Annotated in this window: 11 protein-coding genes and 2 pseudogenes; 3 read left to right on the top strand and 10 right to left on the bottom strand. The window is 69.9% G+C overall.

Annotated features, from left to right (window positions below):
- The 3 genes and pseudogenes from AC3WLB_RS23910 to smpB all read left to right on the top strand — a co-directional run.
- Positions 1 to 267: pseudogene (locus tag AC3WLB_RS23910) on the top strand (hypothetical protein); the annotation flags it as partial.
- On the top strand, positions 264 to 1,178 hold the full coding sequence (ftsX, locus tag AC3WLB_RS23905; protein WP_079941836.1) for a permease-like cell division protein FtsX: 915 nt from the start codon (positions 264 to 266) through the stop codon (positions 1,176 to 1,178). The pseudogene AC3WLB_RS23910 and the gene ftsX, both read left to right, overlap by 4 nt.
- Before the next feature lie 250 nt (positions 1,179 to 1,428).
- Complete coding sequence (gene smpB, locus AC3WLB_RS23900) at positions 1,429 to 1,908, top strand: SsrA-binding protein SmpB (RefSeq protein WP_079941835.1); 480 nt, start codon at positions 1,429 to 1,431, stop codon at positions 1,906 to 1,908.
- A gap of 119 nt (positions 1,909 to 2,027) precedes the next feature.
- Here smpB and nylB read toward each other — a convergent pair whose 3' ends face one another.
- From nylB to AC3WLB_RS23850, 10 genes and pseudogenes are all read right to left on the bottom strand, one after another.
- The gene (nylB, locus tag AC3WLB_RS23895; protein ID WP_363746599.1) at positions 2,028 to 3,206 is read right to left on the bottom strand and encodes a 6-aminohexanoate-dimer hydrolase; all 1,179 of its coding nucleotides are present in this window, start codon (positions 3,204 to 3,206) and stop codon (positions 2,028 to 2,030) included.
- Positions 3,203 to 3,787, bottom strand: coding sequence for a cytosine permease (locus tag AC3WLB_RS23890; RefSeq protein WP_424457359.1), 585 nt, complete (start codon positions 3,785 to 3,787; stop codon positions 3,203 to 3,205). Before AC3WLB_RS23890 ends, nylB begins: the two co-directional genes overlap by 4 nt.
- 32 nt (positions 3,788 to 3,819) lie before the next feature.
- Positions 3,820 to 4,887 carry an endo-type 6-aminohexanoate oligomer hydrolase gene (locus AC3WLB_RS23885; protein WP_424457360.1) on the bottom strand — a complete coding sequence of 356 codons (1,068 nt, stop codon included), beginning with the start codon at positions 4,885 to 4,887 and terminating at the stop codon, positions 3,820 to 3,822.
- Positions 4,884 to 5,672, bottom strand: a complete 789-nt coding sequence (locus AC3WLB_RS23880) for an ABC transporter ATP-binding protein (RefSeq protein ID WP_424457362.1) — start codon at positions 5,670 to 5,672, stop codon at positions 4,884 to 4,886. Before AC3WLB_RS23880 ends, AC3WLB_RS23885 begins: the two co-directional genes overlap by 4 nt.
- Positions 5,669 to 6,490 (bottom strand): ABC transporter ATP-binding protein, encoded by an 822-nt coding sequence (locus AC3WLB_RS23875; protein WP_363746606.1) that lies wholly within the window; start codon positions 6,488 to 6,490, stop codon positions 5,669 to 5,671. Before AC3WLB_RS23875 ends, AC3WLB_RS23880 begins: the two co-directional genes overlap by 4 nt.
- On the bottom strand, positions 6,487 to 7,359 hold the full coding sequence (locus tag AC3WLB_RS23870; RefSeq protein WP_363746609.1) for an ABC transporter permease: 873 nt from the start codon (positions 7,357 to 7,359) through the stop codon (positions 6,487 to 6,489). The genes AC3WLB_RS23875 and AC3WLB_RS23870 overlap by 4 nt, the downstream gene beginning before the upstream one ends.
- On the bottom strand, positions 7,356 to 8,327 hold the full coding sequence (locus AC3WLB_RS23865; RefSeq protein ID WP_492510406.1) for an ABC transporter permease: 972 nt from the start codon (positions 8,325 to 8,327) through the stop codon (positions 7,356 to 7,358). Before AC3WLB_RS23865 ends, AC3WLB_RS23870 begins: the two co-directional genes overlap by 4 nt.
- Before the next feature lie 6 nt (positions 8,328 to 8,333).
- On the bottom strand, positions 8,334 to 10,070 hold the full coding sequence (locus tag AC3WLB_RS23860; RefSeq protein ID WP_465784579.1) for an ABC transporter substrate-binding protein: 1,737 nt from the start codon (positions 10,068 to 10,070) through the stop codon (positions 8,334 to 8,336).
- A gap of 453 nt (positions 10,071 to 10,523) precedes the next feature.
- The gene (locus AC3WLB_RS23855; RefSeq protein WP_228145654.1) at positions 10,524 to 11,834 is read right to left on the bottom strand and encodes a C45 family autoproteolytic acyltransferase/hydrolase; all 1,311 of its coding nucleotides are present in this window, start codon (positions 11,832 to 11,834) and stop codon (positions 10,524 to 10,526) included.
- Positions 11,828 to 13,558 (bottom strand): annotated as a pseudogene (locus AC3WLB_RS23850) (isopeptide-forming domain-containing fimbrial protein); the annotation flags it as partial. The gene AC3WLB_RS23855 and the pseudogene AC3WLB_RS23850, both read right to left, overlap by 7 nt.
- Positions 13,559 to 13,648: the final 90 nt, after the last annotated feature.

Below are 13,648 nucleotides of genomic sequence, written 5' to 3'. Positions count from 1 at the left end.
CCATTTCGCAGCAGCCGCCTGATCGGCGCAGAGCGACAGCCTACCTCTGACTGCCGCCAATCTTTGCAACAGAGCCCCGACGACTCCGACATCGACGATGACGACACGGTGCGCTCCGGCGGGCCGCAGGCGCGCCGGATCCCGAGCTTCCTCGATCCGGATCGCCCGATGGATCCCGTGCGCATGTCCGAGACCGGCAGCCTGGCGGAGCACCTCGGGTTGCGCCGGAAGAACGACGACCAGACGGATGTGGGGCCGGTGCGATGAGGGCGGGACTGGTGCTCGGCGAGGTCTGGAACGGCCTGCGCCGCAATATGTCGGTGGTCATCTCCGTGGTGCTGGTGACCTTCGTGTCGCTCACCTTCGTGGGGGCGGCGATCCTGATGCAGCTGCAGATCCAGCAGATGAAGACGTTCTGGTACGACCGCGCGCAGGTGGCCGTCTACCTCTGCACGGACTACGACCAGAGTTCGACCTGCGCCGGCGAGGACGCGGGCGAGGACGAGATCGCGGCCGTCGAGGAGGCGCTGCAGTCGGACACGCTGCGCCCCTACGTCGACGACTTCTTCTTCGTGACGCACGAGCAGGCCTACAAGGAGTTCGTGCAGCAGTTCGAGGGCAACCCGATCGTCGACATCACGAAGCCGGAGCAGCTCAACCAGACCTTCTGGATCAAGCTCAAGGATCCCTCGCGCTCCGACATCATCACGGAGACGTTCTCGGGCATCCCCGGCGTGCAGAGCGTCTCGGACCAGCGCAGCCTGCTCGATCGGATCTTCCTGTTCCTGGGGGTGGCGAGCTACACGGCGATCGTCATCGCGGGGCTCATGCTGGTGGCGGCCATGCTGCTGATCTCGACCACGATCAGGCTCTCGGCGTTCTCGCGCCGGCGGGAGATCGGGATCATGCGCCTCGTGGGCGCGTCGAACCGGTTCATCCAGACCCCCTTCATATTGGAGGGCATCATCGCCGCGCTCTTCGGCGCCGTGCTCGCGAGCGCCGCGTCGGTGGCGATCGTGCGCTTCTTCGTGCAGGGATTCCTCGCCCGGGAGGTGCCGTTCACGAGTTACATCACGGTGGAGCAGGCGCTCGTGGTGCCGCCGATCCTCGTGCTGGTGGGAGTGGTGCTCTCGGCGATCGCGGCGAAGATCGCGATCACCAGATACCTGCGGGTGTAGCGCAGAGCGTCCCCGGGGCGGGCCGCGGATCCGGATCTCGGGGCCGGGGCTCGTCGAAACCGAGCCCATCGTGCGAGCCCGAGCCCTCCCGCGCCGATAATCCGTGCGGGTTGGAGCAATCGGCTCGGTTCGGGCGCCTCGAGGCCGGGCGGCTCGGCGTGGCGGGCGGAACGGCGGCGGTGTGCGATAAGCTGGTTCTTCGCGCGTGAGCGCGGACCCCGAACCACCCCGGCCGCAGGAAGGATGTGACATGAGCCCGAAGGAGACCGGCGAGAAGCTGATCGCCTCCAACAAGAAGGCCCGGCACGAGTACCACATCCTCGACACCTACGAGGCGGGCCTGGTGCTCACGGGCAGCGAGGTGAAGTCGCTGCGCATGGGACGCGCGTCGCTCGTCGACGGATACGTGTTCATCGAGCGCGGCGAGGCCTGGCTCGACGCCGCCTACATCCCCGAGTACCTCAACGGCTCGTGGACGAACCACGCGCCGCGCCGCAAGCGCAAGCTGCTGCTGCACCGCCAGCAGATCGACAAGCTCTACCAGAAGACCCGCGAGGGCGGCATGACGATCGTGCCGCTGCGCCTGTACTTCCTCGACGGCCGCGCGAAGGTCGAGATCGCCCTCGCGAAGGGCAAGAAGGAGTACGACAAGCGCCAGACCATGCGCGAGCGGCAGGACAAGCGCGAGGCCGAACGGGCGATGCGCACCCGCAACCGGATGGGGGAGTAGGCGCTCCCTCGGGTGTCCCCGCGTCGCGGGCGGATCCTTCGACGCGCCTGACGCGGTGGCGCCACCGCGTCAGGCAGTCGCAGGATCCACCGGCGCGGTGCCGACGCCGGTCACGCCGCCTACACCGCGTCGAGGGCACGGCTGACGTCGAGCAGGATCCCGCTCTGCAGCCCGTGCCAGTGCCGGGTGTCGGGATCGGGCCACGACGAGAGCTTGACGATCACGGAGTCGGTGCGCGGATCGAGCCAGAGGTTCTGGCCGTGGATGCCGATGCCGCTCACGTTGCCGCGCTCGTTGCCCGTGCACCACCACTGGCGCGTGTAGCTGCCCTCGGGGAATGCGGAGGTGAAACCCTCGTCGGGCATGGCTTCGCGGGAGCCGCCGGCCAGCACGCTTTCCACCCAGCCCTGCGATACGACCCGTCCGCCGGGAGCGACGCCGCCGTCGAGCATCATGCGGCCCACGCGTGCGAGATCCCGCGCGGTGCAGGAGACGCCCCCGTTCGCGAAGCCGAAGCCGGTCTGGTCGACCGTGATGGTCGCATCCCGATCGGCGTCGAGCTTCGCCCACAGGTACGTGGAGAGCGCTTCGACGTAGCGCAGACCGGTGACCCGCTCGACGATCCAGGCGAGCACGTCGGTGTTCGCCGAGCAGTACTGGAACTCGCCGGTGCCGCCGTCGCCGCGGAGGGTGGTGAGGAACTCGTAGGTGTCGGCGGGGTCCCCGTCTCGCCGCGTGCGCCAGCCGGCGGAGCGATCGTGGGTCTGCACCTCCGAGGCCGGATCGACGTAGTCCTCGTTGTAGTCGATCGAGATCTGCATGTCGAGCACCTGCAGCACGGAGGGCCCGTCGTAGACGGAGCCCGCGAGCTCGGGTACATACTCGGTGACGGGCTGCGCGGGATCGATGCGCCCCTCGTCGATCAGCGCGCCGACGACCGTGCCGCACAGCGACTTCGAGACGCTCATCAGCAGGTGACGGTCGTCGGGTGCGAAACCCGCCCGGTAGTACTCGGCGAGGACCTCGGAGCCGCGCAGCACGAGGAATGCGTCGGTGCAGGTCTCCTCGAGCCGCTGCTCGAGATCGGGGAGCCGCGTCGCGAGCGCGTCGAGCCGCACGACGGGCTCCGCGGGCGTCGCCGGGTCGCGCCGGGAGACCGCCGCCGTGGGCAGCAGCTCGCCCAGGCGGGCGAAGGCCCAGCGGTTGTGCGGGGCCTCCTGCCAGCTGTCGAGTGTCGGCTCCCCGGCCGCGGCTCCGGGATACCTGGCGGGGTGCTGGCCGGTGGAACGTGCGTTCATCGAGTGTCTCCGAAGGTGTAGCCGCGGCGGGTGAAGAGATAGTAGAGGCCACCGCTGACGATCATCGCGACGGGGGCGGAGAGATCGATGTAGCCCATGGCCTCGGCGACCGCGCCGCTCCAGAAATCGGTGGTGAGGAAGAAGGAGGCGGCAGCGCCGCCGATGATCCCCGCGGCGAGGCCGGGAATGCTGAAGCCGCCGGTGTACCAGTACTTCGCCCCCCGGCGCTCGTCGAAGAGATCGAGGCCATCGTATCGGTTGCGGCGCAGCCAGATGTCCATGCAGTAGACGGTGATGCCCGGAGCCGAGATGAGGATCAGCACCTGCAGCATGATGTTCACCGCGTCGAGCAGGCTGGTCGACATGACCAGGTAGATGGTGAAGAAGGTGCCGAGCACGCCGATGATGATGGCCGAGGGGATGCGCCGGATCGGGATGCCGATCGACTGGAACGCCATGCTGGCGGTGTAGGTGGTCATGCCGTCGACCGCGTCGCGGATCCCCTCCCCGAAGCGGCTCCCGATCTCGGCGCCCCGGCTTCCCGGATCCGTGCCCGTCACCGTCGCGGTGATGATGTCCAATGTCTTCCTCTCCTGTTGCGGGGCCGATGCCCCTATTTCGCGGCCTCGAGGACGGCGTCCCACATCACCTCGGAGGCGATCGCGCCGAGCGCGGTCGCGTTCACCGACAGCCGCCCGCGCGACGACCCCGGGGTCGTCGGCAGATCGATCTCGTCGGTGGTGACGGCGAAGAGCGTGTCGCCGTCCATGTCGGTGTGGAACGGCTGGATGCCGCGGTGCATCGAACTGTGCACCTGCTTGGCGAACTGGTTCAGCTCGACGGGGCTCATCCGCACGTTCGTGACGATCGCGCTGATCGTGGTGTTGCCCGCCTGGGTGACGGGCGGCAGCTGCTCGGCGAACGCCTCCTGGTAGTCGAACACCGGGTGGCGCCGGACCCCGGTCTGCGCGTCGTAGTTGCCGCGCACGATCCCGCCCGCGCGGTCCATGATCACGCCGACCGGGTTCGGCACGACGACGGCGAGGATGCGCACGTCGCCGAGACGACGGAACGCCGCGCCCTGCCCGGTGATCTCGGTGCGGTCCCAGTCCACCTTGCCCGCGGACGCGCTCATGCCCGCGCCCGCCCGCCCCTGCGGGAACTCACCGGGAACGGCGAATTCGAGCGCCGCGCGGCCGAGCGCCTTGTCGGGGTAGACCGCGGTGGAGCGCGCCGAGAAGTCGTAGATGACCGCCGACGACACCAGCTGGGCCTCGGCGAAGCCGGTGCGATACTCGAGGCGTTCCAGGAGCGCGCCGCTCACCCCGGCGCCCGCCTCGAGCCCGTAGCTGGCTCCGCCGGCCAGGCAGATGGCGTGGTTGAAGTCGTACCCGCCGGACAGACCCACGGCTCCGCCGCGCGCGTCGACCGCGGTGCGGGCGCCGGCGGGGATGTGGATCACGGTCGCACCGGTGGGCCCCTCCTCGTAGTGCGCCGAACCGACGCTGACGCCCGGGAAGTCGAACCGCAGCGTCTCCCGCCCGGTGCTCCTGACCGGCACGAGGTCGAAGGCGGCGTTGCCCGGGCCGCCGAAGACGGGCGGGCCCGCCAGGCGGGGCGCGGGATCCACGACGATCCCGCCGTCGATATCCGTGAGTGCGTGGACCGGTGTCGTATTCATAGGGCCTCCAAGAGTGTCTGCGAGTAGGGGTGCTGGGGGTTGCGGAAGAACTCCTCCGTCGAAGCGGTCTCGACGAGGTCGCCGCGGAAGAGCACGGCGACACGGTCCGCGACGCGCTCCACGGCGCCGAGATCGTGCGAGATGAAGAGGGCGCCGAAGCGGTGCTCCGCCTGCAGTTCGCGGATGAGCGCGAGGATCTGCATCTGCACGGCGACGTCGAGCGCGCTCACGGCCTCGTCGAAGACGATGAAGCGCGGCTCGGTCACGAGCGCCCGGGCCACCGAGACGCGCTGGCGCTGTCCTCCGGAGAGCTCGTGGGGGTAGCGCTCGGCGAAGGCGGGGTTCAGCCCCACCTGCTCGAGCATCTCCGTCACGCGCTGCCGCTGCTCGGACCGGCTGAGGTCGCGCCGCGCGACCGTCAGCGGTTCGCGCACCGACTCCCCGACCTTGCGCCGGGGGTTGAGCGACCAGTGCGGATGCTGCAGCACCGCCTGCAGCTTGCCGGCGTTGGCCCTGCGCGATCGCGTGAAGGGTTCGCCGAGCAGCAGCACCTCGCCGGAGTCGGGCCGCTTGAGGCCCAGGGCGACCGAGGCGGTCGTGGTCTTGCCCGATCCGGACTCGCCCACCAGCCCGAGCGTCTCGCCCGGGGCGACCTCGAGCGTCACCGCGTTCATGGCGCGGACGGTCCGCCGCTTCGCTCCCGCCCCGCTCGTGAACGCGACGCTGACCTCGCGCAGCTCCAGCACCGGGGCCGTATCCGTGTCCGGATGGGACGCAGACATCATTCCGCCTCCTTCGTCGTGGGATCCTGGCGGCCCGGTATCGCGGCGACCAGCGTTCTCGTGTAGTCCGCCCGCGGCTCGTCGAGCACCTGCGCGGCCGGCCCCTCTTCGACGATACGCCCCTGGTGCATCACGACGATCCGGTCGCACCAGCGACGTACGGCGCCGAGGTCGTGGCTGATCCAGATGAGGCTCGCGCCGGAGCGCTGCACCAGGTCGACGATGAGGGTCAGGATCTCGTCGCGCACCTGTGCGTCGAGCGATGCCGTGGGCTCGTCGGCGATCAGGATCTCGGGCTCGCGCGCCATGGTCAGCGCGATCGCGATGCGCTGCGCCATTCCGCCGGACACCTCGTGCGGATAGAGTCGGAGCACCCGATCCGGCTCGAGGATCTTGACGCTCGCGAGCAGCTCGGTGAGCGACTCCAGGTCGGTCGGTCGTCCGAGCGGCCTGAGCGCGAGCTCGAGCTGGCGACGGATCCGCATCGTCGGGTTGAGCGAGGCGATGGGATCCTGCGGGATGAAACCCAGTGATTCCCGTCGCAGCGCCCGTATCGCATCGGGCGCGAGACTCGCGATGTCCCTGCCGAGCACGTGCACCGACCCGGAGGTCACGTGGCAGACGCGCGGCAGCATGCGGCCGATGGCCTGCGACACGGTGGACTTGCCCGATCCCGACTCGCCGACGATCGCGAGCAGTTCGCCGCGGGCGACATCGAGATCGATCCCGTCGAGCGCTCGGGTCACGCCGAGACGGGTGCGGTACTCGGCGCTGAATCCCGTGAGCGAGACCACCGGGGCAGCGGGGGCGTTCGCGGTCATACGAGGCTCCTTGTCTCGCGCGGATCGAGCCGATCGCGCATCGTGTCGCCGATGAGGTTGATGGAGAGGATCGCGACGACGAGCACCGCGGCCGGGGCGAACAGCAGCCAGGGCGCCTGCAGCATGTAGCTGCCGCCCTCCTGGATCAGCAGGCCGAGCGATGACCGCGGCGGCTGCACGCCGTAGCCGAGGAAGCTCAGTCCTCCCTCGACGAGGATGCCGACCGACAGCGCGTACGTGCCCTGCACCGCGATGGTGCCGCTGACGTTCGGCAGCAGGTGGCGGAAGAGGATCACCGGGGCCGACACGCCGCTGATCTTCGCGGTGGTCACGAAGTCGCGCTTGGCGACCGACATCGCCGCCGCGCTCACCATGCGGGTCATGAGCGGCACCGTGACGAGCACGATGCTGGAGAGCACCGCGGCCTGGCCGGGTCCCACCACCGCCGCGATGAGGATCGCGAGCACGATCGACGGGAAGGAGTAGAGCACGTCGCTCAGGCGCATGATGACCTCCCGCGCCCAGCCGCCCGCGTAGCCGGCGACGAGGCCGAGGATCACGCTGATGACCGCGGTGCACACGACGGCGAGGGTGGAGAGGACGAGCGTGGTGCGCGTGCCCTCCAGCAGGCGCGCCAGCACCGAGCGGCCGAGGGCGTCGGTGCCGAAGGGGTACGCCGCAGAGGGCGGGCTGAGCCTCGGGCCGACGATCCTCGCGGGATCGCCCGCGAAGGGGATGACGGCGGCCGCCACAGCGACGAGCACGATGAGGCCGAGCGCGCAGGCGGCGGCGATGAAGAGGGCGTCGCGGGGCGGGCGGGTCTTGACCGCGCGCTTCCGCTTCGAGAGCGGGAGGGAGTAGGTGGTCATGATCCTGCCTTCCCGGTGACGGCGACGCGCGGGTCGAGCGCGCTCGTGATGAGGTCGAGCACGAGGCTCAGCACGACGAAGACGGCGGCGGCGAAGAGCACGGTGGCCTGCACGACCGCGAAGTCCCGACGGCCGAGGCCGGTGACCATGAACGAGCCGAGCCCCGGCAGGTTGAACAGCGTCTCGATGATGACGGCGCCGCCGAGGAGATAGGCGGTGATGGTGCCGAGCAGCGTGAGGATCGGGATCCCGGCGTTGCGCAGGACGTGATGGCGCACGATGTGCCCGGCCGTCTCCCCGCGCGCGACGGCGGCCGTGATGTGCGGTTCGACGAGCACTCCCATGACGGCGTCGCGCGTCGTGCGCGCGGTCGCCGCGACGCAGAAGACGGAGAGCACGAGCGCTGGAAGCAGGAGCGCCTGGAACGTCGGCCAGAAGCCCGTGCCGATGCTCGCGAACCCGCCGACCTTCAGGCCGAGCGAGAACTGCGAGAACACGAAGATGACGATGCTGCCGAGCACGAACTCGGGCACGCTGATGCCGATGCTCGACACGACGCGGCCGACGGCGCCGCCCTGCTTCGCACCGGATCGCACTCCCGTCCAGATCCCGAGCGGCACGCCCGCGAGCAGCGTCACCGCCATCGCCATGATCGTGAGCGTCGCGGTCACCGGGATGCGCTCGAGCATCTCGCCGGAGACGGAGCTCTGCGTGACGTAGGAGGTGCCGAGCTCCCCCGTGAGCACCTGCCCGATCCAGGCGAAGTACTGCACGAAGATCGGCTGATCGAGCCCGTACGCCTCGGCGAGCAGCTGCCGCTCCTCGGCGGAGGCGAGCGGGCCGAGGATGATGTCCTCGTAGCTGCCGGGCATGAGACGGATCGCGACGAAGATGAGCACCGAGACGCCGAGCAGGGTGATGAGCGCGCTCATCACCCGCCCGGGGGACCAGCGAAGGATCTGCATCATTCGGGACTACTCCCCGGCGATCCGGTAGTCGGCGATGTTGCGGAGGATGTTGCCGTACCCCTCGTTGCTCTGGATCGTCGGGCTCACCGCCGCGGTGTCGAACCCGATGATGGACGGCCGGTGCACGAGCGGCACCATCTCGGCGTACTCGTCGGCGGAGGCGCACAGCTCGGTCAGCACCTCGGCGCGCGCGTCGGGATCGGTCTCGCTCGCGCCCTCGGCGATGAGCGCGTTGAGATCCTCGTGCACGCCCGTGAAGCCGACGTTGAAGAAGGCCTGCTCGGGGTTCCACCACTTGGTCACCATCGACGGGTCGGAGTAGCCCGCGAACCAGCTGATCGACAGGTCGAAGTCGCCCGGCTGGGCCGAGAAGACCCGCTCGCTGTAGGTCGCGGTGTCGACCTGCTCGATCCGGACGGTGACGCCGATCTCCGCGAGCTGCTGCTGCACGAGCTGGGCGATCTGCGCCATGACGGGGTTCGAGGTGTCCACGATGAGGTCGAGCTCGACGTCTCCGGCGCCCGTCTCCTCGATGGTCGCCCTCGCGTCCTCGATCGCGGCCTGCTCCGAGGGCAGCTCGTCGACCCGGCAGGCGCCGGGCAGGTTCGAGGGGGTGATGCCGGTGGGGGTCGTTTCGCCGGCGAAGACGATGTCGGCGATCGCCTGGCGGTCGATCGCGGTGTTGATCGCGAAGCGGACGTCCTGGTCGTTCAGCGGACTGTCGGGCTTCTGCGAGTTGACGAGGACGTAGTAGAGGTCGCTCTGCGTCTGCTTGACGATCTGGAGGCCCTCGTTGCCGCCGAGCTGCGACAGCGAGTCGATGTTGACGAACTTCGCCATGCCGGTGCTGCCCTCGCGGAGCGCGGCCTGCCTGGTCGACTCCTGATCCACGATCTGCAGTTCGAGGGTCTGCACGGCGAGGTTGTCGCCGCCGTGCCAGTCGGGGTTCGCGGTGAAGGTCCACGATTCGTCCTGCCGGTGGTCGGCGACGAGGTACGGGCCGGTGCCGAGCATGGTGGTGGTGAGGTCGACGCTGCCGTCGTTCACCTCCTCCATGGGGAGGATGGCGGCCGGCGTGTTCGCGAGCGCGGCGAGGAACGGCGCGTACGGGCTGCCGAGCTTCACGGTGACCTGATCGTCGCCGGTGGCCTCGATGGACTCGACGGGGCCCATCTGGCCGGACCACACGCTCATGCTCGCGACCTGGCGCTCGAGGCTGCCGACGACGTCGTCGACGGTGAGCGCGCGGCCGTTCGAGAAGGTCGCGGTGGTGTCGATCGTGAAGACGTAGGTCGTGTCGTCCGGCTGCTCCCAGGAGGTGGCGAGCTTCGGCTGGATCTCGAAGTTCTCGTCCGTGGTCACGAGCGTCTCGTAGACGAGCCCCATGATCATCCACGAGGTGTCGGTCTGCGCGGTCTGGGGGTCGAGCCCGTCGGCCTCGCTCGTGTCGTAGTCCAGCTGCACGGTGAGGGCGCCCGTGCCCGTGAGCGCCTCGTCGGCGACCGCGAGGAAGCCCGGCGCGGCCTCCGTCTGCTCGGTGCCGCCCGGCGCCGAGCCGGGCGCGGCGCAGGAGGTGAGGACGCACGCGAGGCTCAGCGCGATCGCGGCGCCGGCGGCCGCCCGGGAGCGGGTTCGTTGGTTGATCAACACCGTGGTGACTCCTTCGACAGTGGTGGTGGCCCGGACCGCGGCGATGCGCTCCGGCCGGCGGCGCCCGCCGATGGGCGCGCCTTGGATGATCACGGTACATACATAAATCGTTTTTATGCAAGTTTCGCCCGGTATCCATAAATCGTTTTACCTCACGACGGTAGCAGAGTAAAACGATTTATGTAAAGATGCACGGCACCCACCGCCCCACGAGATCCTCGTCTCGACCGACTCGTCATCCGGCGCATCGGCGGATGCTCCGGGCCTCCCGGCTCCCGGTCCTCCGCCGCTGAGGCGAGTCCGCCCCATGCGCGCTGGTCAGGAGGCGTCGAGATCCCGCGAGAATCGTGCATCTCCCGACGGCGCGGAGTCGTCGGGGACGGGGCGACGCAGCCGGCAGGCGATCGGGAGAGGGCGCTCGGTGCCCCCGGCGGCGACAGCCCGCCGGGTGCCCGGGAGGCGCCCGGCCGGCCGGTCCCCCGGCGCCGGGGGGAGCCCTGCGGCCCGTGCCCGATGGGCGGGCGCACGCCGGCCGGTGCCCGCGCCTCACACCGTCAGCGTGCGCCACTCCCCCGTCTCGGCCTCGGTGGGCATGCCGTCGAGGATCCGGATCGTGCGGGCCTCCGGGTCGGTGATGAGCGTCGCGAGGGTGGCCCACCGGTCCCCGTAGCCCTTGGACATGTCGGCGCGGCAGGTGAGCGGCGGCTCGCCCTCCTCGGTCAGCAGCACCCGCACCAGGTCCCCCGGAGCGACCGGCAGGCCCTCGGCGAGGCGCGCGCGCACGAGCGCGAGGCGCTCCGAGGAGTCGGGCTCGTAGATCTCGGACTTCTGCGCCGCGAGCGGCGTCTCGTGCTGGAAGTGATTGGTGCGCTGCACCGAGCCCGCGACCGCCTCGATCACGAACACCCCCGCGGGGCTCATCTCGACCGACACTGCGCGCTGCGCGTCGAGCATCGTGAACGCCGAGGACGACGCGATCGGCGCCTCGCGGATCAGCTCGATGGCCTCGTCGACGGAACGGCACTCCGAGAGCACCACGCTCGAGAGCACGTGCATGGGCACACCGTCGGGGCGATCCTCGCGGTGCCCGAGGATGTTGAAGTGCAGGGCCAGGCCGGCCTCGTTCACGCCGATCTTCGAGAGGATGCCCTGCTCGGTCAGGCCGGCGTAGCGCAGCCCGGGGCCGGAGACCGTGTGCGTGTGCCAGAACGGATCGAGCTCGACGTGCCAGTCCCAGGTCTGCACGCCGTAGCGGTGGTCGCCGATCTCGGCCGTGAGCGTCGAGCACTCGCTCGACGGCTTCTCGCCGAGGGCGATGATCTCGGTGCGGGCGTTGAGCGCGACGACCTGCGAGAGCTCGACGCCGGCCCCCTCGGCGATCCCCTCGAACTGCTCGAGCAGCCCCGGCCGCCAGCCGCGCAGCGCGGAGACGACCCGCGCGACGCCGTCGCGCTCGCGCTCCTCGTCCACGCCCAGCACGCGGAACAGCTCCGCGTACTTCGTGTAGGCGCCCCCGAGGCTTCCGCGCAGCGCGGCGCCCCGGCTGAGGCCCAGTTCGCGGGGCGTGGCGCCCGCGACCTCGAGGTGCCGGAGTCGGTGGCCGGGTCGCCGACGATCTGCAGCAGGGCCGGCACCTGGTCGGTGATCCGCACCTCCTGGTACTCGCTGACGTCCTGCGGGATGTTCATCGAGATCCGGTACGTCGCGGTCTCGTCGAGGGAGCCCAGGACGCCGTCGCCCTCGGAGACGATCTTCGTGAACGCCCCCGGCGGGTCGGGCAGGCCCAGTTCCACCTCGGTGTTCGGCTTCGGCTCCGGGTCCTCCGGCTGCTGGTCGCCCGGCAGGTTCGGATCCCACTGCACCGAGACGGTCGCCGTGTTCGTGAGGGCGCCGTTGTCGGCCGAGATCGCGCCCGACGCGACCTTCACCACAACGTCCACGGTCAGCGCCTGCCCGGCGTTCGCCTGCACGGTCGCCTGATCCAGCGCCCAGGTCAGCGTCTGGCCGGCGACCGTGGCGTTCACCCCGGCGAGCCCCGTGTCGGACACGTACTCCAGCTCGGCCGGCAGTGCGTCCGTCAGGGTGACGCCCGCGTAGTCGGACACGTCCTGCGGGAGGGTGAAGCCGAGGCGGTAGGTCGCGGTGTCCGGCGAGGTCGGCGACTTGTTGATGAGCTTCAGGTCGGCGCCCGAGCCCTGCGCGTCCTTGAACACGCTGTCCGGGTCGATGGGCTCGGGGTAGGAGACCACCACGTTCTCGGGGTCGGGGTCGGGGTCGGCCGGATCCTGCGCATCCTGGATGGGCGTCACCGCCCACGAGCCGGTGTTCGTCAGCGTCCCGTTGTCCGTGTCATCGATCCCGTCGCCCGCGACCGCGAGGGTCATGGTGAGGGTCTTGCCGGCGAGGGCCGCCGCGTTCGACGCGTCGGTGAGGTCGACGGTCCACCGGGTGGAGGCCGCGGTGAAGGTGCCGAGGCCGGTGACGTCGGCGCCGTCCGCGTCCACGCTCGGCGTCCCCTCGACCGCGAGGCCGGCCGGCAGCGTATCGATCAGCGTGAACGACGCGTAGTTGCGCACGTCCGCCGGAAGCTTCGCCGACACCTGGAACTGCACCGCGTCATCCGCGTGATTCAGCACGCCCGCGTCCCATGCGGGCTTGCCCGCCTCGCCGCTCGACAGCGCCTTCGTCAGCCCGGTCGGCGCGGGCGTCAGCCGCAGCTCCACCTCCGTGTTCGTGGCCGGCGGGAGGTCCTCGGTCGAGGCGTCCGAGAAGGTGACCGTCGTGTTCGCGGTGTTCGTGATCACCCCGTTGTCGGCGGCCGTCGCGTTCGCTGCCGCCCTGACGGGGATCGTCAGGGTGATCGTCTTCCCCGCCGCGTCCGCCAGTTGCGCCGGCGTGTCCAGCGTCCACGTCACGGTGTTACCGGACGCGGACGCGGTGCCGGACGCCGTCGTCGGGGAACCGACGATCTGCAACGTGCTCGGCACGGCGTCCGTCGCCACGATCGACGCGTACTCCGACACGTCCGCCGGCACGTTCATGGAGATCGTGTACTCGGCCGTCTCCTCCAGGCTGTTGAGGATCCCGTCGCCGTCCGACTTCACCTTCGTGAACCCGGACGGCGCGTCCGGCAGCCCGATCTCGAGTTCGGTGTTCGTGGCGGGATCGGGGTCCGCCGGCGGGTCCGGCATCGACGGGTCGTAGTCGACGTGCAGGGCGGCGGTGTTCGTGACCGCGCCGTTGTCCTGCGACGTCGCGGCCGCCGACAGCTTCACCGTCACGTCCACGGACACGGTGGATCCCGCGGCCGCGGCGATCTGCGCCTGGGTCAGCGTCCAGGACAGGTCCTGCCCGTTCACGGTCGCCGCGGCACCCGCCAGCCCCGAATCGGACTGATACGCCAACTCGTCCGGGAGCGTGTCCGACAGCGTGAGCCCCTGATACCCCGAGACATCCGACGGCAGATCAAACGACAACCGGTACGTGGCCGTGTCGCTCGTCTTGTTGATCAGTTTCAGATCCGCACCCGTGCCCAGGGCGTCCTTGCCGAAGGAGGGCGGGGCTTGCGAGGTGGCCCGCACGGTGATCTTGCGAGGGCTCTGTTGCAAAAATCGTGAAGCTTGAGCATGCTTGGCGGAGATTGGACGGACGGAACGATGACGGATTTCAAG

The organism is Herbiconiux sp. FW305-C-125 (assembly GCF_058783455.1).
The sequence above is the reverse complement of the archived record's forward strand: the minus strand, read 5'-3'. Positions and strand labels throughout refer to the sequence as shown.

Coding starts and splice junctions, on each gene's coding strand:
- smpB (WP_079941835.1), top strand. CDS start 1,429: ATGAGCCCGAAGGAGACCGGCGAGAAGCTGATCGCCTCCAACAAGAAG.
- AC3WLB_RS23870 (WP_363746609.1), bottom strand. CDS start 7,359: ATGACCACCTACTCCCTCCCGCTCTCGAAGCGGAAGCGCGCGGTCAAG.
- nylB (WP_363746599.1), bottom strand. CDS start 3,206: ATGAACGCACGTTCCACCGGCCAGCACCCCGCCAGGTATCCCGGAGCC.
- AC3WLB_RS23880 (WP_424457362.1), bottom strand. CDS start 5,672: ATGATGTCTGCGTCCCATCCGGACACGGATACGGCCCCGGTGCTGGAG.
- ftsX (WP_079941836.1), top strand. CDS start 264: ATGAGGGCGGGACTGGTGCTCGGCGAGGTCTGGAACGGCCTGCGCCGC.
- AC3WLB_RS23865 (WP_492510406.1), bottom strand. CDS start 8,327: ATGATGCAGATCCTTCGCTGGTCCCCCGGGCGGGTGATGAGCGCGCTC.
- AC3WLB_RS23885 (WP_424457360.1), bottom strand. CDS start 4,887: ATGAATACGACACCGGTCCACGCACTCACGGATATCGACGGCGGGATC.
- AC3WLB_RS23875 (WP_363746606.1), bottom strand. CDS start 6,490: ATGACCGCGAACGCCCCCGCTGCCCCGGTGGTCTCGCTCACGGGATTC.